Below are 20,205 nucleotides of genomic sequence, written 5' to 3' on the forward strand. Positions count from 1 at the left end.
CGGTGATCAGCCCGTCCACGGCGGAGAACTGTCCGGTGACACCGATCGCGGCCCGCACCGCCTGCGGGGCGGCGGCCAGGTCGTGGCCGCCGACGTGCAGGTCGCCCGCGTCGGCGCTGACGAGAGTGGAGAGGATCTTGACGGCGGTCGTCTTGCCCGCGCCGTTCGGACCGAGCAGGGAGAAGACCGTTCCTTCGGGGACGGTCAGGTCGATGCCGTCGAGCACGACCTTGTCGCCGTACGACTTGCGCAGCCCGACGGCGGAGACAGCGGCGGCCGGCGACGGGTGACCGCCACCACGTTTGGATGTGGGCATGACAAATGAAGGCATGGGCAAGGGCCCTCCCGTTTCGATGGATGAAGTGGCCGAGCGAGTGAGTGAGTTGAGGGCTGCGCTTCGGGGAGTCAGGGAGTCAGGCCCTGACGCGGCAGATCCAGAAGCCGCCGTACCGAGTTGGTGAGCGCCGCACCCGCGGAGGGACGAGGCCGATGCGCCTCACCCGGCGCGCGGCAGCCGCAGCGGGGCCCGGCCGCCGGCCCGGCGGGTCGCGCCGGGCCGGCGTCCGGGCCCCGTGGGCACCGGGTTCTCCCGCGGCGAGCATCTCGCCTACGGCCGCGAACTGCCCGTTCAGGCCGGTGAGGCCGGTGAGGCCGGCGGGCTCCCGTACCGGCGCACCCGCGTGGCGAGCGCCGTCGCGGCGGTCACTGGGGCGCGCCTTCCTCCGCCCCCTGCACCCCCTCCGCCCGCGCGATGGCGTCGGTCAGCTGCTTCCGCGCACGGGCGGGGACGTAGCCGCCCTCCGAGTAGTTCTGGACGAACACCTCGGCGAACTCCACCGGGTCGTCCCCGACGATCTCGCGGATCGGCGTTCCGTTCACCACGGCCTGCTCGAACAGATCGGCGAGGTCTTCGAACATCGACGCGTTGCTGTCGCCGTCGGTGGGCACGAAGTGCATCGCGTACCGCTCGATCGCCTCGACCGCCGCGCGGTAGTTCTCGGGAAGCTCCTTGACGCGCGCCTTGTACGCCCTCCAGCGCTTCTTGGGCCCGATCACCTTCGAGATGAAGCCGCCCTTTTCGACATCGGACATGGCTACTCGCCCCCTTCGCGGAGCTGATCCAGTCGTTCCGTGAGGAAGCTCCACGTCCTCCAGAACTCTTCGAGGTACTCGCGCCCCTGAGCGTTGAGGGAGTACACCTTGCGCGGCGGCCCCTTCTCGGAGGGCACCTTCTCCACGTCGACGAGGCCGCGCTTCTCGATCCTGACGAGCAGCGCGTAGATGGTCCCCTCGGCGATGTCGGAGAAGCCCTGCTCCCGCAGCCCGGCCGTGATCTCGTAGCCGTACGCGGGCCGGCCGGACAGTGACGCGAGGACGATGCCCTCCAGCGTGCCCTTGAGCATCTCCGTCACCAGCTTGGACATCGAACACCTCCTCCCTGAGCTATTCAGTGTTACCGACTACCGGTACACCGTAACGCTGACTACCGGTACTTAGCAAGACGGAATAGTGGGAGGTATGGCTGCCGCCACCGGGTCAAGCCCCGATATCCAGCGACACGACACGCCACTCCATGCTCGGGCCCAATGGAGGCACGGCGAACGCACCCCCACGTGGTGCGTCACCATCCGACCCCAAGGAGCAACCTCATGACCCGCACCCGTACCCGCACGCAGCGACTGGTCCTCCTCACCGCCACCACCGCGCTGACCGCAGGAGCCCTCGCGGTGACCACCAGCGCAATCGCAGCCCCCGCCGGCGCCCACACCGCCACCCAAGCCGCAGCCCCCACCGATGGCGGCGAGGGCATCCTCGTAGGCGGCAAGGGCGGGAGGTGGTCCCACCTCCGCCACTACGGCGGCGACACGAGCCCGTGGAAGGCCAACCTCTGGTAACGGTCAGCCGGCGGGCACGTCCGGGCGCAGCATGCTGCTGGTACTGGCAGCGCTCACCCGGCTGCCTGGCACCGTGCCGCCGGCCGGGTCGAGGTGGCTGCCGGGGGCGATCTTCGTGCTGCTCTTCCCGGTCTTCCTCTCCGCTCTGGTGCGCATCTTCCTGGCGCGCGCGGACCGGCACTCGATGTGGATGCCTTCCGGTGCCTTCCCCTCCCGGCCCAGATGGGGCTTGCGGCCTTGGCCCTGTCGGATGTGGTCCTGCTGGTCCCCGACCCGGCAGGAGCGCGGAACCCGCAGGCCGCGCAGGAGCGGGAAGGGCGGTACTTCGCCTTCGACACCGCGCCGCACGCGCGGGGCACGGTCGAGGTCTCCCGGAGCCGGTACCAGGCCGTTCTGGAAAGCGATCAGCGCAGCATGTTCGCGATCCCGGGGGTGCTCTTCACCGGCGCCGCGTATGTCGTCCTGGTAGCCGGCGAGCTGCGCCCGGCGGATCGGGTCTCCCTGCCGTCGTGACCGGTTGGGGAACGGACCGCTGCGGCACACCACCGCCAACTCCCCGCCTCGAACGACCCCTTCGGCACACCCACCGGACAGCCGGCGCCCTGTGGAACACCCGCACCCCGGGAATCTCCCGGGCCGTCGTGTACGGCGGTCGGGTGGAACCGCCGTCTCCGGCGGCGCGAGTCCGGCGAGCCGCCGAGGTCCCGCCGCGGCAGTGGCCCGAAGCTGTGGCCCGTCACGAGGGGTGACCAAGGCAGGGCGAGCAGCGGCAGAGGGGTCTGCATGTCGACATTCACGTGGGGTGCGCGCAGGGTTCGGGGACGATTCGCGCGAGGTGTACGCCGGCGGCGCGCCGCCCGGATCGGCGCGGTGGTGGCCTTGGGCCTGGCGCTCACCGTGGCCCTGCCCGGGGCGGCACTGGCCGCCCCTGGCGATCCGGATCCCACGTTCGGCGGCGGCGACGGGGTGGTGACCACCGACCTCGGCTCCTCCGAAGCCGCCGCCGACATGGTGGTGCAGCCCGACGGCAAGATCGTCGCCGTGGGTGGTGACGTGTCGGACTTCATCGGCAATTTCGCGGCGGTCCGCTACAACGCCGACGGCAGCCTGGACACCACCTTCGGCGACGGCGGAAGGGTGTCCACCGACATCGCCGGCGGCTCCGACACGGCCAACGGCGTGGCCCTCCAGGCCGACGGCAAGATCGTCGTCGTGGGCATCAGCGAGAACCTCGAAGGCGGCATCGCCTGGTTCACGGTGGTCCGCTACAACCCGGACGGCAGCCTGGACACGACCTTCGACGGCGACGGCAAGGCGGTCACCGACTTCGGAGGCGGTGGCGCCGACCAGGGCTCCGACGTGGCGGTGCAGGCCGACGGCAAGATCGTGGCCGCCGGCGGGGTCGGCGGGGTGTTCGCACTGGCCCGGTACAACGCCCTGGACGGCAGCCTGGACACCACCTTCGACGGCGACGGCAAGGTGTTCACCGACTTCGGAGGACTCCAGGAGGGGAGCACTGCGTACGGACTGGCCCTGCAGGCCGACGGCAGGATCATCGCCGCCGGTGACACGACCGAGGGCCTCGTACGGGACTTCGCGCTGGCCCGGTACAACACCGACGGCAGTCCGGACACGAGCTTCAGCGGCGACGGCAGGGTGACCACCGACCTGGGGTCCATGGACACCGCCCAGGACGTGCTGGTGCAGGCCGACGGCAGGATCGTGGCCGTGGGCGGCTCCAGTCCCGGTGTGTTCTCGCTGACCCGTTACAACACCAACGGCACCCCCGACACGACCTTCGACGGCGACGGCAGGGTGACCACCAACCTCGGTGGGCCCCAGGGCGGCAGCTCGGCGTACGACGTGGTCCAGCAGTCCGACGGCAAACTCGTCGCCGTCGGTGGCGGCAACGGCGACTTCGCGCTGGCCCGCTACCTCACCAACGGCAGCCTGGACACGGGCTTCGGCGGGGGCGACGGCGCGGTCGCCACGAACCTCGGGGGCGCCGACCTGGCCCAGTCCGTGGCGCTGCTGCCCGACGGCAGGATCCTCGCCGCAGGCGGTGGCGGGGCGGGCGAGGACTTCGCGCTGGCCCGGTACGAGGGCGGCGGCACCACTCCGCCGCCTCCGCCGAATGCGGACCTGGCCGTCACGGTGTCCGGTCCCGGCACCGTCAGCATCGGCGACCAGGCGACCTACACGGTGACGGTGCGCAACACCAGCGCCACCACCTCCGCGACGGCGGTCACGCTGGCCGACACCCTCACCGGAGCCGGCGGCACCGTCCTGTCGGCCGTGCCCGGCCAGGGCAGCTGCACGAGGACGCCCACCAGCGCGAGCTGCACCCTGGGCACCCTCGCCGCCGGCGCCTCCACCACCGTGACCGTGGTGGCCGAGCCCCGCAGCACCGGCACCCTCACCAACACCGCCACGGCGGACGCGACGCAGACCGACCCGGTGCCCGGCAACGACAGCGCCACGGCGAACACCACCGTGAACAACGCCCGCGGCTGCACGATCATCGGCACCAGCGGCGCGGACACCCTGAACGGCGGCTACTTCACCGACGTGATCTGCGGTCTCGGCGGCAACGACACGATCCGCCCGAGCTACGGCAACGACACCGTCCACGGCGGTGCGGGCAACGACAACATCGACGGCGGCTACGGGGACGACACGCTGATCGGCGGCCCCGGGAACGACACCCTGCTGGGCAACTACGGCAACGACCGGCTGAACACGGTCGACGCCGTCACCGGCAACGACACGGCGAACGGCGGCCTCGGCAGCGACACCTGCACGACCGACCCGGGCGACGCCCGCATCAGCTGCCCGTAGGACTGCGCCCGGGCGGGAGCGGCGCCCGGGCGGGGCCGGCGGCCGGGCGGGAGCGGCGGCCGCGGCGCCGGCCTTCCCGCCCGGGGCACGCGCGCGAGACACTGTGACCGACGCCTGGAGCGGATCCGGATGGCGCAACGCCTCTGGCTCCCGTTCCGGACATCGACCAGCATGAGGGCAGCGGGACCGGCGGACGAGATGGGCACGCATGCGCGCCACCGAGAGCAACCAGGACTACCCCTTCGCTGCCACGAACACGGCCGCGGCACTGCTCGACGACGCCGGGACCGTCCTCGCCTGGACACCGGCGGCCGAAGCCCTCCTGGACCGCCGGTCCGCAGACGTGTGCGGCCGGCCGGCCCGGGACCTCCTGGCGGACCCGGGCAGCTGGGAAGCCGTCCTGGCCCAGGCCGGACTGCGGAAGCAGGAGGACAGGGAGGACTGGGCCGGCGGGGAGGGCCAGGACGGCCCGGTGGGCTGGGAGGGCCGGGCCACGCTGCGGCACGGCTCGGGGCGTGAGCTGGAGATCGGCTTCCGCGTCATCCCGCTGAACGACGGCGCACGCGAGGGCAGGGCCCGCTGCCTCGTACTCGGCGCGCCCCTGGAGCTGGTCGCCCGCTGGCGACAGGACCACGCCTTCACGCAGGAACTGTTCCTGCAGGGCCGCGTGGGCCTGGCCGTCTTCGACGCGGACCTGCGCCTGCTGCGGACGAACTCGCACCTGTTGCCGTACACCGGGGTGCCGGTCGACCTGTCCGGCCGGCGCCTGGCCGACTTCCTGTGGGCCGAGGACGCGCAGATCATCGACGACCGGCTGCGGGAGGTCCTGCGCAGCGGGATCCCCCTGATCGGCCTCAACACGACCGTGCGCACCTTGGACGACCCGAGGGGCGGCCGGGTCGTGACCGTCCAGGCGTTCCGGCTGCAGGAACCCGACGGGCATCCGATGGGTGTGGCGACGGTGTTCACCGACGTCACCGACCACGAGCGGTCGCGCGGGCGCCTGGACCTGCTGTACCGGGCGACCGGAGCGCTGGGTGGTTCGCTGTCCGTCCTGCGCACCGTGGAGGACCTGGTCAAGGTGCTGACGCCCGCGCTCGGCGATTGCGCCGCGGTGGATCTCGCGGAGACCGTTCTGACCGGTGGTGAACCACCCGCCGACGGGCGTCTCACGCTGCCCCTGATCCGGCTGGCCGTCGCCGGAGCGGAATCGGCGGCGCTGCGTACGGGGACGGCCCAGTTCCCCGCGCCTCTCGCCGCGGCCGCTCCCCAGCCGACCGTGACCGAGGCGGGCGGGCCCGAGACGGTCGCGCCCGAGGAGCGGGGGTGCCGGGGCGAGCTGATCACCGACCTCGGAACCCCACCCACCGGGCCCGGGGACGACGCGGCCCCGGAGTGGGCCACGGCCGTCCCGGGTGCGCATTCGGCGATGACGGCGCCGCTGTGCGCACGGGGCATCAGGTTCGGAAGGCTCACGCTCTGGCGCACGGGGGACGCTCCCCCGGTGGACGAGGACGACCTGGCGCTCCTGGAGGAGATCGCCGCCCGTGCGGCGGTCGCCGTGGACAACGCGCGGCGGTACACCAAGGAACGCCGCACCGCTGTGGGCCTGCAGCGCAGCCTCCTGCCACCGGCCACCTCGGAGAGGCCCGCGCTGGAGGCCGCCGGCCTCTACCTGCCCGCCGACGCGGACAGCGGAGTGGGCGGCGACTGGTTCGACGTCATTCCCCTGTCGTCGGCCCGGGTCGCCCTGGTGGTCGGGGACGTGGCCGGTCACGGACTGCACGCCACGGCCATGATGGGCCGCCTGCGCAGCGCCGTACGCGCGATGGCGGACCTGGAACTGGAACCCGAGGAACTGCTGGCGCACGTGGACGACATGGTGCTGCAGGTCGCCGCCGAGGCCGAGAGCGACGACCCGGACGACGGCGACGCGGGCATACCGGTGCCCAGCGGACCGGCCGGTGCCACCTGCCTGTACGCCGTCTACGACCCGGTCACCCGAACGTGCGTCATGGCGAGCGCCGGGCACCCGCCGCCGGCCGTGGTCAGCCCGGACGGAACGGTGGAGTACGTCGAGCTGAGCCCCGGCCCGCCCCTGGGGGTCGGTGGCTGGCCCTTCGAGCCGGTCGAACGCGAACTGCCGCCGGGGAGCGTGCTCGCCCTGTACAGCGACGGTCTGATCGAACGCGGAGAGGGGGACGTCGACACGGGCATGGCCGACCTGGCGGACCGGCTGCTGCGCGCGGACGTACTCGGTCGGCCGCTGCGTCAGGCCCGGCACGACATCGTGGAAGGGCTGCCGCCGGGCAGGCTGCGGGACGACGTCACCCTCCTGTTGGCCCGTACCCGGGAGGTGGATCCCGGCTCCCTCGCGACCTGGTGGCTCGACGCCGATCCGGCGATCGTCGGCGACGCGCGCCACCTCGTCCTGGACCAGCTGACCGCCTGGGACCTCGACGAGCTGGCCTTCAGTACGGAGCTCATCGTCAGCGAGCTGGTCACCAACGCCATTCGCCACGCGGGCGGACCGGTCCGCCTCCGCCTGATCCGGGCGGACACCCTGACGTGCGAGGTCTCGGACGCCAGCAACACGCAGCCGAGGATGCGGCGTGCGAGGAGCTCCGAGGAAGGCGGTCGCGGCCTGTACATCGTCGCCCAGCTCTCGCACCGCTGGGGCAGCCGCTACACCAGGGGCGGCAAGACCGTCTGGTCCGAACAGAACCTGCCGCTCGCTTGATCGACGGGAGTGCGCGGAAGTCCGGCGCAGCATTAAGGGGGGATCAACCCAACCTTAAGGATTCCTCCGGGCTCCTCGTCTCCGCGTCGGTCGCGAGGGGCAGCCCGAGCGCTGCACACGTCGATCACTCTCAGCGCGGCGGCCTCCACCTGCGTCTTTGAACGTACTCCTTGGGACTCGAGCCCCTGCGGCATGCCGTGCACAGCACTCCGAAACCTCCGCACCGCTGGATTTGTAATGCCGCGACAAGGAATGAACTGGCGCGTGGCGGCGGGCGTATGCAGGACGGGGGAGACAGCGTCCATCGGATCGAGGAGTGTCAATGTCCCGCAAACGGACTATGAGTGTGATGAAGAAGCTCGTGCTCTCTGTCACCACGGGAACCCTGGTGACCGGAGGCGTCATCGCCACGGTGGCGACCGGCAACGCCTCCGTCCCCGACGTCGTGTGCCCGGGGTCGACGGTGACGCTGTCGGGCGAAGCGGGCCCGCCCGCGGCGACCAGCGGCACCTTCCCGGTGGGAACGAAGCTCAAGGTGACGAACCTCGACAACGGCCAAGCCACGACCGTGACCGTGAACGGACCCTCAGGAAGCTGCGTACTCCTCAACAACGCGGCCTTCGACAAGGTGCGCGAGCCCGGCAAGAACCTCATCCGACGCGCACGCGTCGAGCGCGTGGGTGGCGGCGGCACGCCGGCCGCCGGTGCGACGCGCGCGACGGGTGCGACAGGCGCGGCGGGTGCGACAGGTGCGGCGGGTGGCCAGGCGCCGCCCGCCACCGGTGAGGTGGTGTGTCCGGGGTCGACGGTGACGCTGTCGGGCGAAGCGGGCCCGCCCGCGGCGACCAGCGGCACGTTCCCGGTCGGCACGAAGCTCAAGGTGACGAACCTCGACAACGGCCAAGCCACGACCGTGACCGTGAACGGACCCTCGGGAAGCTGCGTACTCCTCAACAACGCGGCCTTCGACAAGGTGCGCGAGCCCGGCAAGAACCTCATCCGACGCGCACGCGTCGAGCGCGTGGGCTGAGCCACCAGAGCCACATCGGGGCCGCCTCGGGGCCGCCAAGGCCATGGCGGGGACACCGGACACACCGTCCCCGCCATGGCACCGAGGGCGTGAGCGTCTGTCAGCAGGGCCGGTAGGACGAGATTGCAAGAGCTTGCTGCAAGCCTTGCAAGAGTTTCACGCGGGTGACCGGCTGGGCAACTCCTGTGCACCGACGAACAGCTGCCCATCGATCGGCAGGGTGCACTGTGCCGCCGCCCCGTGCGTCAGGCCGCGCCTCGAACCGATCACGCCCTAGCGTGGCCCGGGAGACGATCCGGGCGGACCGCCGCCGGGATCCAGGCCCTACGGAGGCACCCGTGACCACGTCCCCCACCCTCGCCGAGCTCACCGGGGACTACGTCCTCGACCCCGCCCACACCCGGATCGGCTTCGTCGCCCGCCACGCCATGGTGACCAAGGTCCGCGGCGCGTTCCACCAGTTCGAAGGCACTGCCCACCTGGACGGCGCCGACCCGGCGCGCTCGACCGCCCAGATCGTGATCAAGACCGAGAGCATCGACACCGGCGTCGAACAGCGCGACCAGCACCTGCGCACCAACGACTTCCTGGACGCTCCCAACTTCCCCGACATCACCTTCCGCACCACCTCGGTCGAGGCGAGCTCCGACACCGAGTACCGCGTCACCGGCGACCTGACCATCAAGGACACCACCCGCCCGATCAGCATCGACTTCGAGTACACGGGCACGGCGGTCGACCCCTACGGAAACCGGCGCGTCGGTCTGGAGGGATCGGTGAGCATCTCCCGCAAGGAGTACGGCGTGACCTGGAACGCGGCCCTGGAAGGCGGCGGCGTCCTGGTCGGCGACAAGGTCGTCCTGGAGTTCGACATCTCCGCGATCAAGCAGGACTAGGCCGGCCGCTCCCGGAGCAGGCCTTCGCCGACCACATGTGACGCAGGCCATATGCCCGGGATCGAACTTTCCCTCTCCGTTCCCATCTTGGGGGTGTCGTCCGACGGCCCTCAAGACCAGGAGCTGAGCTGTGGTGGTCCCACCTGTCATGGAAGGCGCGTTCCCGGCAGCCGGCACCCCCTTCGGAAGCGATGGTCCGTTGATCGCCGCGAGGCCGAACTGGAGCGGATCGATGCCTTCTTGAGCGGTTCGGTCCGCAGCGGCCGTCCGCTGCTCCTGCTGGGGGTCGCGGGCGTCGGCAAGACGGCCCTGCTGGCCGCCGCCGCGGACCGGGCCGCCCGGGCGCGGTATGCGCGTACTCGCCGCCACGGGGGTCGAGTACCGGGCCCGGCTGAGCTACGGCGGCCTCGTCCAGCTGCTCGGCTCGGTCACGGCCGGGCAGCCGTCGGTGGTCCTCGGGAGCGCTCTCACCGCCGTGCCGGCCGACCTGACCCCGGAGGGCCCGGAGCGGGCCCTCCGCCTCGCCCGCGCCGCGTACCTGACCGAGGCCCTGCACACCCTGCTGCTGGTGTGCTTCTTCGGCGGACGGCCCGAGCTGTGGGCCCCGTTCGACGCCGCGGTGGCCAGGCATCCCGCCGTCCCGGAGCTGCTGACGACGGCCCGCAGCACGCTGGCCGACCCGGCCCGCGCGAGCCCGGCGGCGCTCGGGCGGCTGGACGGCGCCGTCGCGGGGCTCGCCCACGAGTGCGACCCCCTGCGCATCGTCCGGGTGGCCACCGCGGGGGCGTACCTGGACCGCCTGGGCGGGTGCACGGAGGCACTGCGGCGTGTCGTGGCCGGCGGGCGCCGGGGCGAGCACATCGCCCCGGCCATCGACGCCCTGCTCCTGCTGGGCAACCATGCCTGGCTGAGCGGGCAGTGGCCGGAGCTGCGGCAGTCGGTCCGCGAGGGCCTGGAGCTGTGCGAGCAGTACCACTACCCCCTGCTCGCCTGGCCGGGGACGTACCTGCTGGCCTGCGCGGCCGCGGTGCGCGGCGACCATGCGGCGGTCCGGGACCTGACCGACCGGATGGAGCGGTGGGCCGGGCCCCGGCGCGCGGAGACCGTACGCGTCTACGGTGCCCACGCGCGGGCCCTGTCCGCGCTGGGGCGGCGGGACTTCGAGGAGGCGTACGAGCTGCTGCTGCGCGACGACGTCGGCTCGTGGTTCGCGGCCCGGTGGGCGGGCCGGCAGCCGTACTTGACCTCGTTCCTGTCCGAGGTCAACGTCCCGGTCCGGTCCACCGGCGGTGACCATTCCGTGGTCTGCCTGTGGGACTTCGGCGACGCCAGGGACGCCCGCTCGGCGACACCCTGACCCCCGGAAGCTCGGGCCGCCTGGCTACCGGCGGAAGTGGTCGCGGTTTTCGTGGAGGAAGGCGTCGAGAGTGCGGGGCGGGCGGCCGAGGATGCGGGAGACGGTATCCGTGGGGGTTTCCGGCCGGGCGATGGCGAGTTGCTGGATCTCCGTCACGTGGTCCGCGAGCCAGGCGGGCATGTGGGCGCGGTGGATGAGGTGGTCGCGCAGCTCGTCCGGGGCGAGGTTCACGTAGCGGATCTGATGTCCGGTCAATGTGCTGAGCCGACGCGCGAGTTCAGGCTGCGATACGGCTTCAGATCCAGTGAGGACGTAGCTGCCGCCCGCGATGTCCGGCCGGGTGAGCGCGGCGGCGGCGACATCCCCGATGTCCCGGCAGTCGACGTAGTTGCAGGGCGCCTCACCCGTCGCGCCGAGGATGACTCCCTGGGCGACGGCCGGCGCCAGGCGCAGGAGGTTCTGCATGAACGCGTAGGGGTGCAGGATGGTGTGCTTCATCCCGAGTGCGCGTACGTGTTCCTCCACGGCATGGTGCCCGCGGGAGATGGCGACCGGGGAGTCGGGTTCGGCGGCGGGTGCGGAGATCTTGACGATGTGCTCGACGCCGGTGTCGGCGGCCGTGTCGATGACGCCGGTTTCGAGTTCGACCTGGGCGGGGCTGTTGGCCATGACGAGGAAGAGCCGGCTCGCTCCCGCGAAGGCGGTGCGCAGCGAGTGGGGGTCTCCGGCGTCGGCGTAGCGGACGTCCAGGGGCGGGCGGTGTGTGCCGGTGACGCCGGGGATCGGCTCGTGCGGAGTGCGGGTCAGTGCCCGGACGGGGGCGCCGAGCGCGAGGAGGCTGTGGAGCACGGCGTTGCCGGTTGCTCCGGTCGCTCCCATGACAGCGATCATCGGGTGTCCTCTTTCCTTGTGGGTTGCTGGTGGGCTGCTGGTGGGTTGCCTGGTGGGTTGCCCGGCGGTGGTGCCGGCGGGCCGTTGCGAGGGGGGTTACGTCCTCGTCGCCGCGGTGGTGCTCCGCCAGCGCAGGGTGACGATGGTGGTGGCGAGGGCCGCGGAGAGGGGCAGGTCGATGCGCAGGCGCTCCAGCCAGGCGGGCGCGGGAACGAGGGTGTGGGCGGGCAGCCACTGAGCGGCGAACCACCCCAGCAGGGCCGCCGCGCCGGTGGCCGTGACGACCAGTACGAGGGTCAGGGCGGGGCGCGGTAGGGCGATGGTCCACCGTCGGGGCTGACCGCCGCGCCGCAGCCAGGCACCCACCAGGAACGCCACCACGGCGGAGGTGCCGGCTATGGAGGTGCAGGCGGCCACGGCCAGCTCCGGCTGCCCGGTGAGGACTCCCGCGGCGCCGGCCATCAGTGCGGGGGCGGCGTAGGCGGTCAGCACCTCGCGCCACAGGACGAACGGCCGGGGAGTCGCCCGGCTTCGGCTGGTTCTTTCCTTCATCGCGGGCATGTCGGCCTCTTTCTCGTTCGTGTGAGGTGAGCGAAGGGTCGCCGCGAGGTGGTGGGTGGCACCCCACCCCGCCATGTAATTAGCTGGCTAACTATTGGCCCGCAAAAAGCCCCCGCCCGGAGGGCGGGGCCAAAACCGGCCGCGCGTCGGATCAGTCGGCGGCCAAGGCCGCACTGCCGCGCACCACTCGGGCGAGCAGATCGAGGAACACCGCGCGCTCCTCGACGGAAAGCCCGCCGACCATCGCCTCCAGCCGCCCGAAGTGCTCGGGTGCCAGGTCACGCAGGCGCTGCGCGCCACGCGCCGTCAGGATGGCCACCGTGCCACGCCCGTCCTCGGTGGACGGGCGCCGGGCGATCAGACCCTCACGTTCGAGGCCGTCCAGCAGACCGGTGATCGTGGCCCTGGAAACGTCGAGGTCGACCGCGAGGTGCGAAGGCGACTTCTCCCCGCCGTGGGCTTCGAGGTCGGCGAGCAGGCGGTAGCGACCCGTCGAGAGCCCGAACCTGGCGAAGTGCGCCTCGGCGGCCCGCCCCACCCTCGCACCCGCGGAGATCAGCCGCACCGCGACCAGTACCGCCTGCGGATCGACCTCCAGGCCGTAGTGCTCGATCTGCTGCCTCGCCTGGTCCAGCGTGGGGAGTTCGCCGTCGACCTCGTTCCGCGTCATGCAAGTAATATGGCAGCTAACCATCTGCTTGGCAAGGCGCCGCGACCACCGGAAGGCCTACACGAAGTGATCGCCGTCGCCACTGGGCCCCCACGCCGGAACCCAGACCTACGCCCCCAGGACCTCGTCGAAGTAGCCGGGCCCGGTGTTGGGGATGACCTGAAGTGCGCCGGTATAGCGGCGGGTCTGGGTCTGCCAAGCGTGATAGCCGCTCATCCAGGCCCCCATGACCTCGACGTACGTGGCCACGGCGGTACGCTCCGGACCGGTGAGACCGAGCTGTAGGCACATGGCCAGGACCTGGCGGGCGAGTTCCCGGAAACGCTCGACGCGCCCGTCGACTTCGCGGCGGGCGGCCGCGATGGCTTCGTCGCGGGTGCCCGGCCGGGTGTGTTCGATGACCAGGACGAGGTTGTCCATGTCACCGCGGGCTTCCTCCTTCTCCAACGAGTAGACGTCGTTGCACATGAAGGTGACGTCGATGGCGGCCTGGCGCATGATGCGCAGCTGCGGGCTGTGGAACGCGGCTGCGGGGATGGTGATGCCGGCGGCCCGCTCGCCCAGGGACAGCGGCAGGTCGGTGCCGGCTATGCCCCGTCTGACCTGCAGGTACGTTTCCATGTCGGCGGGAGTCCCGCGCAGCCGGCCTATCGCCTCGTGAGACTGGGTGGCGAAGTAGTACTCCCACTCGTGCGCGGTACGGGCCACCCAGCCCGGGTGTGCGCGGTCCCTGCAACGCGCCCAGAGATCGGCGAACGCCACCGAGCACGCGTCCGCCCCCGCGGCCGGGGCAGCGCCGTGCACGATGTCGATCAATTGCCGGCACACGTGCGCGGCGCGGGCGGGGTCCCGACCGAGAGGACCGTCGAACTGGTCGTCGAAGACGAAGAAGAACGCCATCGCGTCCGTGCACAAGTCCAGGGCCGGGCCTTGTGCGCAGGGGAAGCCGTGGGCGGCCAGGAGCGGCATGTCCCACGACGCGTACCACTCCATCGAGCGGCCCTCCCCGACCAGACCCGTACGCCCGACCCACGCCAGGTTTCGCTGCCGCGCGCCCTCCAGGTCCGGGCTGAGGGAGCTCGGGAAGGGCAGGTGGAACTCGATGTCCTGCGGCACGTGTCCTCCGTGAAGCGAGCCGGTCACAGCGGTACGGAGCTCACCATCGCCCGGTTCCGCGGCGTGACGCAGTCGGCCGCCGGCCAGATGGTGGCCGGATTCCATGGATGATCGCCGTGAACTCGCGCCCTGCACGCTCTAGGCGCGGCGAGCCAGCAAGTGGGCGTCGAGGAAGCCGCGTTCGGAGTTCGGGTCGTGGAGCAGCCGGGCGAACGGGACGAGCCCGGCACCGACGAGCAACTCGGCGAACCGGTCCACCGGCCAGCTGTAGGCGGGCGTCACCTTGTGGTCGAAACGCACCGGGTCCGGGCCGTCGGTCGCGAAGAACGAGACCAGGAGCAGGCCCCCTGGCGCCAGCGCGCGCACCTGCTCGGCGAGCAGCGCGGGCAGTTCCCCGGGCGGGGTGTGGATCATCGAGTAGTGGGCCAGCACGCCGCCGAGCGCGCCGTCCTCCACCGGCAGTACCTCCATCCGCGCCTCGTCGAAGCGCAGCGCCGGATGGGCCCGGCGGGCATGGTCGACCATCGCCGGGGAGAGGTCGAGCCCGAAGGAGTCCAGTCCCGACTCATGGAGCATGGCGGTCAGATGTCCGGGCCCGCAGCCGACGTCGGCCGTCCGCAGGTTCCCCGTCCCGCGCACGAGCTCGGCGAAGGTGCCGATCATGGCCCGCGCGAACGGCTGCGTCTCCAGCCGATCGGCGAACAACGACGCGTACAGCTCGACGACCCCGTCGTAGGCCGCCCTGGTCTCGTCCTGGTGCTCCACCCCGGGAACGTAGCCCACTTCCACGTCCGTGCGCACCCGTTCTCCAGCCCCGCAGTCGCTTCGGTCAGCAGCCGCCGCCTGCGGCATCCGCGGTCTCGTCCTGGTCGAAGAAGCCGCGCCGCCGCAGCCCGCGGATCAGCTGAGCGTCTCGACCGCGTACAGGGCACCAACAGCGGCGGCCAGCGTGCCGAGCAGCAACCGCAGCGCCCTTTCGGGAAGGTGGGGCTGGAGGCGGGCGCCGAGGTAGCCGCCGATCAGTCCGCCCAGTCCGCAGGCCAGCCCGAGGAACCAGTGGGGCGCGATGTTGCCCGAGTCGGCGAGCGACAGCAGCGCGTACGTGGCCGCTCCGACGACGGAGGTGGCGAAGGTGGCGGCCAGGGCTGCCGGGGCGACCTTGACGACGGGCATCCCGCGCCCGACGAGGATCGGGCCGAGGAGCGAGCCGCCGCCGATGCCGTAGATCCCTCCGACCACTCCCACGGCCAGGGCCAGTGCGGTGACCGTGCGCGCCGACGGCCCGCCTCCGGACGGTTCCGGTCCCGGTTCCGCGGACGGTTCCTGGTCCGGGGGTGGCAGGAGCGTCCGGGCGATCAGCCATACGCCCAGCGGCAGGAGGAACAGGGCCACCAGCGCCTTGAACACGGCCGGGCCCGGGATGGCGAACACGCGGATGACCGCGCCGATGACGACCCCCGGCAGGGTACCGAGCACCAGCTGCCGGACCAGCGGACCGTGGAGCGCGCCTGTGCGGAGGTAGCGCAGAAGCGCGCCCGGGCCGGCGACGACGTTGTAGAGCAGATTGGTCGGTGTCACCGCCGGGCTCGGTACCGCGAACACGCTCAGCTGCACGGGCAGCAGGAAGACTGCTCCCGAGACGCCGACCGGCGCGGTGACCACGGCGATCAGCAGTCCTACGGCCAGCCCGGCCAGTCCGATCCCCCACTCCCCCACGGGTCAGCCGCGTTCGATGTGCACGCTCGTCGACTTGACCCGTGCAGTGGCCCGCATCCCGACCTCGATCCCGAGTTCTTCGACGGCCTCGCGCGTCAGCAGGGACACCACCCGGTGAGGGCCGGCCTGGATTTCGACCTGGGCGGAAACGTCGCCGAGCTTGATGCCGGTGATGATGCCGGGGAAGGCGTTCCTGGCCGACGTGTACGAAGTGTCCTCGTCCCCCGCGCCCTCCTGCGCGAACTCGACACAGAAGGCGGCGAGGTCGGGCCCGTCGACGATGCGCCGCTTGCCCTCACGGCGGGTGGGGAACCTGTCGGCGTCCGCCCAGCGCCGGGCGGTGTCGATGCTGACGCCCAGCAAGTCGGCAGTCTGACCGATGGTGTAGGACTCCATGCGCCACACCTTAGATGAGCAGGCCGGTTGCCTCGCGGGCGACCTCGACGGGACGGTGGGACGGTCCGCGCGCCCCATCCGCGACGCGATCAAGGGCCTCATTGAGGGCCTGATCGCCGAGATCGACGCCCAGTAGGACATGGCGGCACCAGATCTTGCCGGTGACGTGGCGGGGCTGACGTCGCTGCGCGTCCAACTGTCGCAGTCGTCCTCATACGTGCTCACCAGAGCTGCGCTGCGGCGGGAGGCCATCTGCCCCGCGAGAGGGGCGCCGCTCGGTGGACGGCGTCGTTGAACACGGCCAACGGCGCCTCGCGCAACGGCAGGTCCCGGGCACTCCCCCCAAGGGATCGACGCGGAAACTGCCATGGCGCAGGGCGGTTCGGTCCGCTGGTGCCGTCGCGGCGGGCGTCCGCGAGCCGCTCCAGGTCGAGCACGCCGACGCCCTCGGCCCAGCCGGCGGCCAGGTGCAGGGCGACGGGGCCCCGCCGTGAACGCGCTCTGCCACGAGTGACATCATCTCGCCGGCGTCCGGCGCGGGTCCGGCGCGCAGGAGAGAGATCATGAAGCTGTACCTCGTCGCACCCCTGGTTCTCATCGCGGTGGTCATCGCCGCCTCGGGGGCGGCGGCAGTCATCCGCGGCTGGGTGCTCCCCATGAACCGGCGCCACATCCGCAGCCCCCGCCTCTACGGGTGGGGCCAGCTGGTGACGGCCTTCGCGCTGTGCTGGCAGGTGGTCTTCGGGCTGGTGATCAGCGACTCCGCCACCCGCCAGTGGGGCGCCCTGACCGGCGGCGCGATCCTGGTCGCCGGCCTCATGGTGATGCTGGCGGGCCAGCTCAAGCGTGGCCGCTCCTGAGGGCGAGGCGACCCGCCCCAGCCGATCGCGTTCGTCGCGATCATGTCACCGCTCTGCGACAGCGTTGTCCTGGAACGAAGACGCCGATATCCCCTCGGCTGGCGGTCCCCTCATAGTGATCGTGCAGTACCGGAGCCGAACAGCTCCGGCCGCGACCACGGACCTCAAAAGGGGACTCATCTCATGTCTGGCAACCGTCGTAAGGCTTTCCTCGTCACCGCGGCCCTCATCGGCGGAGCGATGCTGATGACGGCGTGCCAGGACACGGACGCGGCTTCGGACGCGGCTCCGGGCGCCGGCGGCGCGCAGGGCTCTCCGTCCGCCACTGCGGCCGCCACCCCGTCCGCCGGCGCGGTCACCCCGTCCGGCTCGCCGACGGCGACCGCCAAGGGGACCAAGGACGGTGCCGGCTCCGGGGCCGACACCGGCGACGGCGAGCGGAAGCCCGTCGGACAGGTCTGCGGCGCCAACGACATCTCCTGGAGCACCAGGTCCGAGACCCAGGCCGGCGGCTACATCCTGATCAGCGCGAAGGCGAAGCCCGGGATCACCTGTGCCCTGCCGGCCGCCCACCCCACCGTGGCCTTCGGTTCGGACGGCACGGAGGCCGGTCCCGCGGAGCAGGCCGTCGGCAAGCAGATCACGCTGAGCGGGAACACCACCGCCTACGCCGGGCTGAACCCGAAGAGCACCAACACGAACGACGGCAAGGAACTGGACAGCATCATCGTCGCCATCGGCGCCGCCGACCCCGACCCGGTCTCCCTGCCTGTCGCCACCATCACCGTCGACAAGCCGGTCGTCACCAACTGGCACACCTCCCCGAAGGACGCCGTCCCCTCCAAGTGAAGCGACCCGGGGCGAGCACAAGCTGCCGCCGAGCAAGCAGGGCTACGCCCGCCGGAGTTCGAGCACGGGAAGGACGCGGACGCCCGCAGTCTGGCGTGCGTACTCGGCGAAGCCCGGGTAGCGCCGCGCCTGCTCGGCGTAGATGCGGTCGCGTTCCGCGTCGACCAGTTCCCGGACGGTCACCCGGTAGGTCTCAGTGCCGCGTTCGACGGCGCCCTCACCGGCGGCGATCAGGTTGCGGTACCAGTCCGGGTTGGTCGGTGCCCCGCCCTTGCTCGCGAAGACGTACACGACGTCCGGGTCGGTGTCGTGCGGGAGGTACATCATCGGGCTGACGTGGTCCTGCCCGCTCTTGCGGCCGCGGTGATGGACGAGGACCAGCGGAGCGCCCTCGAAGACCCCGCCGACCCTGCCCTCGTTCGCCCGGAACTCCGCGATGTTCTTCGCGTTCCAGTCGAGTGCTTCGCTCACGTCGAACTCCTCTCGTTCACGTCCCGGCGGTGACGCCGTGTCAGCCCAGGGCGCGGTCGAGGTTGAAGGCGGCGCTGATCAGGGAGAGGTGGGTGAAGGCCTGGGGGAAGTTGCCCAGCTGTTCTCCGGTCGGGCCGATCTCCTCCGCGAACAGACCGAGGTGGTTGCCGTAGGTGAGCATCTTCTCGAAGGCGAGCCGGGCCTCCTCCAGCCGGCCCGCCCGGGCCAGCGCCTCCACGTACCAGAAGGAGCAGATCGAGAAGGTGCCCTCGGGGCCGTGCAGGCCGTCCGGGCTGGCGGTGGCGTCGTAGCGGTACACGAGCGAGTCGGAGACCAGGTCCGTGGTGAGGGCGTCCAGGGTGGAGAGCCACTTGGGGTCGGTGGGCGAGATGAACTTGGCCATCGGCATCATCAGCAGCGAGGCGTCCAGCACGTGGTCGTCCAGCCCCTGGACGAACGCCCCTCGTTCGACCGACCAGCCGCGCCGCATGATCTGCCGGTAGATCGCGTCCCGGGACTCCCGCCAGCGGGGCAGGTCCGCCGGCAGACCGCGGTGGTTCGCCATGCGCATCGCGCGCTCCAGCGCCACCCAGCACATCAGCCGCGAGTACACGAAGTTCCGCCGGCCCGCCCTGGTCTCCCACACACCCTCGTCGGGCTGGTCCCAGTGCTCGCACAGCCAGTCCACCACGGCGCCGACCTCGTCCCAGCGGTCACTGCTGATCGGCTGCCCCCACTTGTCGTAGAGGTAGATCGAGTCGATCAGCGCACCGTAGATGTCCAGTTGGAGCTGGCCGGTGGCGGCGTTGCCCACGCGGACCGGTGCGGAGCCGAGGTATCCCTCCAGGTGCGGGAGCTCGTATTCGGGCAGGTCGGTGCGCCCGTCGATGCCGTACATGATCTGCAACGGACCGGTCTCCCCCATGCCCCGCAGGATGCCCCGCTCCGAGATGAACCCCATGAACGCCTCGGCCTCCGAGGTGAACCCCAGGCGCAGCATCGCGTAGACGCAGAAGGCAGCGTCGCGGACCCAGACGTAGCGGTAGTCCCAGTTGCGCTCGCCACCGATCTGCTCGGGCAGGCTGGTGGTCGGTGCGGCGACGATCGCACCGGTGGGCGCGTACGTGAGCAGCTTCAGCACCAGCGCGGAGCGGTTCACCATCTCCCGCCACCGCCCGTGGTAACGGGAACCGGCCAGCCAGTGGCGCCAGAACCGGACGGTCGCCTCGGCCTGCTCCTGTGCCTCGGCGCGTGGGCACGACCGTGGGGGGAGGCCGTCGCCGATCTGGTCGAGGGCGAACACGTGGGACTCGCCCTCGAGGAGCTTGAAGTGCGACCACACGTCCAGGCCGTCGCTCTCCAGGGGGGCGGTGGCGGTCAGCGCGAGCGTCAGTGACGGGGAGCGGAACACCGCCGTGTGGCCATTGAGGTGCGTGGTGTGCGCTTCGGCGCCGTAGCCGAAGCGGGGGGCGATCCGCGCCCGGAAGGGGAGGGTTCCGCGGACGCAGATCACCCGCCGGATCAGCCGGTGCCGGGCCGCCTCGCGCGACTCGTCGACGACGGGCATGAAGTCCTGGATCTCCGCCACCCCGTCCGCGGCGAAGAAGCGCGTGATCAGCACGTTCGTGTCGGGAAAGTAGAACTGTCTGGTGCGGCTCGGTACCTCGGCGGCCAACTCGAACGATCCCCCGCGGTCGGCGTCGAGGATGGCCCCGAAGACGCTGGGCGCGTCGAAGCGCGGGCAGCAGTACCAGTCGATGGTGCCGTTCGTGCCGACCAGGGCGGTCGTACGGAGATCGCCGATCAGGCCGTGCTCGGAGATCGGGATGTAACGGCCGCCGTCCACCTGCTCGAAACCAGCCGTGTCGAACGCCATACCGGCCTCCCTGCCGCTGTGGCCCGGGCCTGGAGATGAACCT

General features: G+C 71.5%; 23 protein-coding genes and 1 pseudogene. 11 read left to right on the top strand and 13 right to left on the bottom strand.

The window, feature by feature from the left end; genetic code table 11:
• The 3 genes from AB0D29_RS13670 to AB0D29_RS13680 all read right to left on the bottom strand — a co-directional run.
• Window positions 1–316: ATP-binding cassette domain-containing protein (locus AB0D29_RS13670; protein WP_362854044.1), on the bottom strand; the 316-nt coding region annotated here is incomplete at its 3' end.
• A gap of 386 nt (window positions 317–702) precedes the next feature.
• Window positions 703–1,092: a DUF1048 domain-containing protein gene (locus tag AB0D29_RS13675; RefSeq protein WP_362854045.1), complete on the bottom strand. Its 390-nt coding sequence runs from the start codon at window positions 1,090–1,092 to the stop codon at window positions 703–705.
• A 2-nt stretch (window positions 1,093–1,094) separates the two neighbouring features.
• Window positions 1,095–1,424: a PadR family transcriptional regulator gene (locus AB0D29_RS13680; RefSeq protein ID WP_362854047.1), complete on the bottom strand. Its 330-nt coding sequence runs from the start codon at window positions 1,422–1,424 to the stop codon at window positions 1,095–1,097.
• Between the two features lie 225 nt (window positions 1,425–1,649).
• Between AB0D29_RS13680 and AB0D29_RS13685 the strand changes: the two genes are divergently transcribed.
• Window positions 1,650–1,895 (top strand): hypothetical protein, encoded by a 246-nt coding sequence (locus tag AB0D29_RS13685; RefSeq protein WP_362854048.1) that lies wholly within the window; start codon window positions 1,650–1,652, stop codon window positions 1,893–1,895.
• Between the two features lie 3 nt (window positions 1,896–1,898).
• Here AB0D29_RS13685 and AB0D29_RS13690 read toward each other — a convergent pair whose 3' ends face one another.
• Window positions 1,899–2,051 carry a hypothetical protein gene (locus AB0D29_RS13690; protein WP_362854050.1) on the bottom strand — a complete coding sequence of 51 codons (153 nt, stop codon included), beginning with the start codon at window positions 2,049–2,051 and terminating at the stop codon, window positions 1,899–1,901.
• Window positions 2,052–2,132: 81 nt separating this feature from the next.
• Here AB0D29_RS13690 and AB0D29_RS13695 point away from each other — a divergent pair, with 81 nt between their 5' ends.
• The 7 genes and pseudogenes from AB0D29_RS13695 (at window position 2,133) to AB0D29_RS13725 (ending at window position 10,756) form a co-directional block, all read left to right on the top strand.
• A complete protein-coding gene (locus tag AB0D29_RS13695) occupies window positions 2,133–2,408 on the top strand; it encodes a hypothetical protein (RefSeq protein ID WP_362854052.1) in 276 nt (91 codons plus the stop codon).
• A 270-nt stretch (window positions 2,409–2,678) separates the two neighbouring features.
• The gene (locus tag AB0D29_RS13700) at window positions 2,679–4,733 is read left to right on the top strand and encodes a calcium-binding protein (protein WP_362854053.1); all 2,055 of its coding nucleotides are present in this window, start codon (window positions 2,679–2,681) and stop codon (window positions 4,731–4,733) included.
• A 208-nt stretch (window positions 4,734–4,941) separates the two neighbouring features.
• A complete protein-coding gene (locus AB0D29_RS13705; RefSeq protein ID WP_362854054.1) occupies window positions 4,942–7,473 on the top strand; it encodes a SpoIIE family protein phosphatase in 2,532 nt (843 codons plus the stop codon).
• Window positions 7,474–7,822: 349 nt separating this feature from the next.
• Window positions 7,823–8,503, top strand: a complete 681-nt coding sequence (locus tag AB0D29_RS13710; RefSeq protein ID WP_362854055.1) for a hypothetical protein — start codon at window positions 7,823–7,825, stop codon at window positions 8,501–8,503.
• A gap of 338 nt (window positions 8,504–8,841) precedes the next feature.
• Window positions 8,842–9,399, top strand: a complete 558-nt coding sequence (locus AB0D29_RS13715) for a YceI family protein (RefSeq protein ID WP_362854056.1) — start codon at window positions 8,842–8,844, stop codon at window positions 9,397–9,399.
• Between the two features lie 51 nt (window positions 9,400–9,450).
• A pseudogene (locus AB0D29_RS13720) lies at window positions 9,451–9,690 on the top strand (hypothetical protein); the annotation flags it as partial.
• A 58-nt stretch (window positions 9,691–9,748) separates the two neighbouring features.
• Window positions 9,749–10,756 carry a hypothetical protein gene (locus AB0D29_RS13725; protein ID WP_362854058.1) on the top strand — a complete coding sequence of 336 codons (1,008 nt, stop codon included), beginning with the start codon at window positions 9,749–9,751 and terminating at the stop codon, window positions 10,754–10,756.
• Window positions 10,757–10,780: 24 nt separating this feature from the next.
• Here the strand turns inward: AB0D29_RS13725 and AB0D29_RS13730 are convergent, their stop codons facing one another.
• The 7 genes from AB0D29_RS13730 to AB0D29_RS13760 form a co-directional block, all read right to left on the bottom strand.
• Complete coding sequence (locus tag AB0D29_RS13730; RefSeq protein ID WP_362854059.1) at window positions 10,781–11,647, bottom strand: SDR family oxidoreductase; 867 nt, start codon at window positions 11,645–11,647, stop codon at window positions 10,781–10,783.
• A 96-nt stretch (window positions 11,648–11,743) separates the two neighbouring features.
• Window positions 11,744–12,208, bottom strand: a complete 465-nt coding sequence (locus tag AB0D29_RS13735; protein WP_362854060.1) for a hypothetical protein — start codon at window positions 12,206–12,208, stop codon at window positions 11,744–11,746.
• A 151-nt stretch (window positions 12,209–12,359) separates the two neighbouring features.
• Complete coding sequence (locus tag AB0D29_RS13740; protein WP_362854061.1) at window positions 12,360–12,878, bottom strand: MarR family transcriptional regulator; 519 nt, start codon at window positions 12,876–12,878, stop codon at window positions 12,360–12,362.
• Between the two features lie 108 nt (window positions 12,879–12,986).
• A complete protein-coding gene (locus AB0D29_RS13745; protein ID WP_362854063.1) occupies window positions 12,987–13,994 on the bottom strand; it encodes a terpene cyclase in 1,008 nt (335 codons plus the stop codon).
• Window positions 13,995–14,132: 138 nt separating this feature from the next.
• Complete coding sequence (locus tag AB0D29_RS13750) at window positions 14,133–14,795, bottom strand: class I SAM-dependent methyltransferase (protein ID WP_362854064.1); 663 nt, start codon at window positions 14,793–14,795, stop codon at window positions 14,133–14,135.
• 99 nt (window positions 14,796–14,894) lie between these two features.
• Window positions 14,895–15,710 (bottom strand): sulfite exporter TauE/SafE family protein, encoded by an 816-nt coding sequence (locus AB0D29_RS13755; protein ID WP_362854066.1) that lies wholly within the window; start codon window positions 15,708–15,710, stop codon window positions 14,895–14,897.
• A gap of 3 nt (window positions 15,711–15,713) precedes the next feature.
• Entirely contained in the window at window positions 15,714–16,106 is a 393-nt protein-coding gene (locus tag AB0D29_RS13760) for a TOBE domain-containing protein (RefSeq protein WP_362854067.1), read from the bottom strand.
• Here AB0D29_RS13760 and AB0D29_RS13765 point away from each other — a divergent pair.
• From AB0D29_RS13765 to AB0D29_RS13775, 3 genes are all read left to right on the top strand, one after another.
• Window positions 16,105–16,242: a hypothetical protein gene (locus AB0D29_RS13765; protein ID WP_362854069.1), complete on the top strand. Its 138-nt coding sequence runs from the start codon at window positions 16,105–16,107 to the stop codon at window positions 16,240–16,242. The genes AB0D29_RS13760 and AB0D29_RS13765 overlap by 2 nt on opposite strands.
• Window positions 16,243–16,669: 427 nt before the next feature.
• Entirely contained in the window at window positions 16,670–16,966 is a 297-nt protein-coding gene (locus tag AB0D29_RS13770) for a hypothetical protein (protein WP_362854071.1), read from the top strand.
• Between the two features lie 183 nt (window positions 16,967–17,149).
• Entirely contained in the window at window positions 17,150–17,815 is a 666-nt protein-coding gene (locus AB0D29_RS13775) for a DUF4232 domain-containing protein (protein WP_362854072.1), read from the top strand.
• A gap of 42 nt (window positions 17,816–17,857) precedes the next feature.
• On the opposite strand, the gene AB0D29_RS13780 is transcribed toward AB0D29_RS13775, so the two are convergent.
• A complete protein-coding gene (locus AB0D29_RS13780; RefSeq protein WP_362854073.1) occupies window positions 17,858–18,286 on the bottom strand; it encodes a nitroreductase family deazaflavin-dependent oxidoreductase in 429 nt (142 codons plus the stop codon).
• A 40-nt stretch (window positions 18,287–18,326) separates the two neighbouring features.
• The gene (locus AB0D29_RS13785; RefSeq protein WP_362854075.1) at window positions 18,327–20,162 is read right to left on the bottom strand and encodes a glycoside hydrolase family 15 protein; all 1,836 of its coding nucleotides are present in this window, start codon (window positions 20,160–20,162) and stop codon (window positions 18,327–18,329) included.
• Between the last annotated feature and the right edge of the window lie 43 nt (window positions 20,163–20,205).

Source organism: Streptomyces sp. NPDC048424 (genome assembly GCF_040651555.1).
In the GTDB taxonomy this organism is placed as follows: Bacteria; Actinomycetota; Actinomycetes; order Streptomycetales; family Streptomycetaceae; genus Streptomyces.

Excerpts from the sequence above, each read along its gene's own strand:
- AB0D29_RS13690 (WP_362854050.1), bottom strand. The coding sequence starts at position 2,051 with ATGCGCACCAGAGCGGAGAGGAAGACCGGGAAGAGCAGCACGAAGATC.
- AB0D29_RS13770 (WP_362854071.1), top strand. The coding sequence starts at position 16,670 with ATGAAGCTGTACCTCGTCGCACCCCTGGTTCTCATCGCGGTGGTCATC.
- AB0D29_RS13730 (WP_362854059.1), bottom strand. The coding sequence starts at position 11,647 with ATGATCGCTGTCATGGGAGCGACCGGAGCAACCGGCAACGCCGTGCTC.
- AB0D29_RS13760 (WP_362854067.1), bottom strand. The coding sequence starts at position 16,106 with ATGGAGTCCTACACCATCGGTCAGACTGCCGACTTGCTGGGCGTCAGC.
- AB0D29_RS13680 (WP_362854047.1), bottom strand. The coding sequence starts at position 1,424 with ATGTCCAAGCTGGTGACGGAGATGCTCAAGGGCACGCTGGAGGGCATC.
- AB0D29_RS13785 (WP_362854075.1), bottom strand. The coding sequence starts at position 20,162 with ATGGCGTTCGACACGGCTGGTTTCGAGCAGGTGGACGGCGGCCGTTAC.
- AB0D29_RS13700 (WP_362854053.1), top strand. The coding sequence starts at position 2,679 with ATGTCGACATTCACGTGGGGTGCGCGCAGGGTTCGGGGACGATTCGCG.
- AB0D29_RS13765 (WP_362854069.1), top strand. The coding sequence starts at position 16,105 with ATGCGCCACACCTTAGATGAGCAGGCCGGTTGCCTCGCGGGCGACCTC.
- AB0D29_RS13740 (WP_362854061.1), bottom strand. The coding sequence starts at position 12,878 with ATGACGCGGAACGAGGTCGACGGCGAACTCCCCACGCTGGACCAGGCG.
- AB0D29_RS13735 (WP_362854060.1), bottom strand. The coding sequence starts at position 12,208 with ATGCCCGCGATGAAGGAAAGAACCAGCCGAAGCCGGGCGACTCCCCGG.
- AB0D29_RS13710 (WP_362854055.1), top strand. The coding sequence starts at position 7,823 with ATGAAGAAGCTCGTGCTCTCTGTCACCACGGGAACCCTGGTGACCGGA.
- AB0D29_RS13705 (WP_362854054.1), top strand. The coding sequence starts at position 4,942 with ATGCGCGCCACCGAGAGCAACCAGGACTACCCCTTCGCTGCCACGAAC.
- AB0D29_RS13775 (WP_362854072.1), top strand. The coding sequence starts at position 17,150 with ATGTCTGGCAACCGTCGTAAGGCTTTCCTCGTCACCGCGGCCCTCATC.
- AB0D29_RS13685 (WP_362854048.1), top strand. The coding sequence starts at position 1,650 with ATGACCCGCACCCGTACCCGCACGCAGCGACTGGTCCTCCTCACCGCC.
- AB0D29_RS13675 (WP_362854045.1), bottom strand. The coding sequence starts at position 1,092 with ATGTCCGATGTCGAAAAGGGCGGCTTCATCTCGAAGGTGATCGGGCCC.
- AB0D29_RS13725 (WP_362854058.1), top strand. The coding sequence starts at position 9,749 with ATGCGCGTACTCGCCGCCACGGGGGTCGAGTACCGGGCCCGGCTGAGC.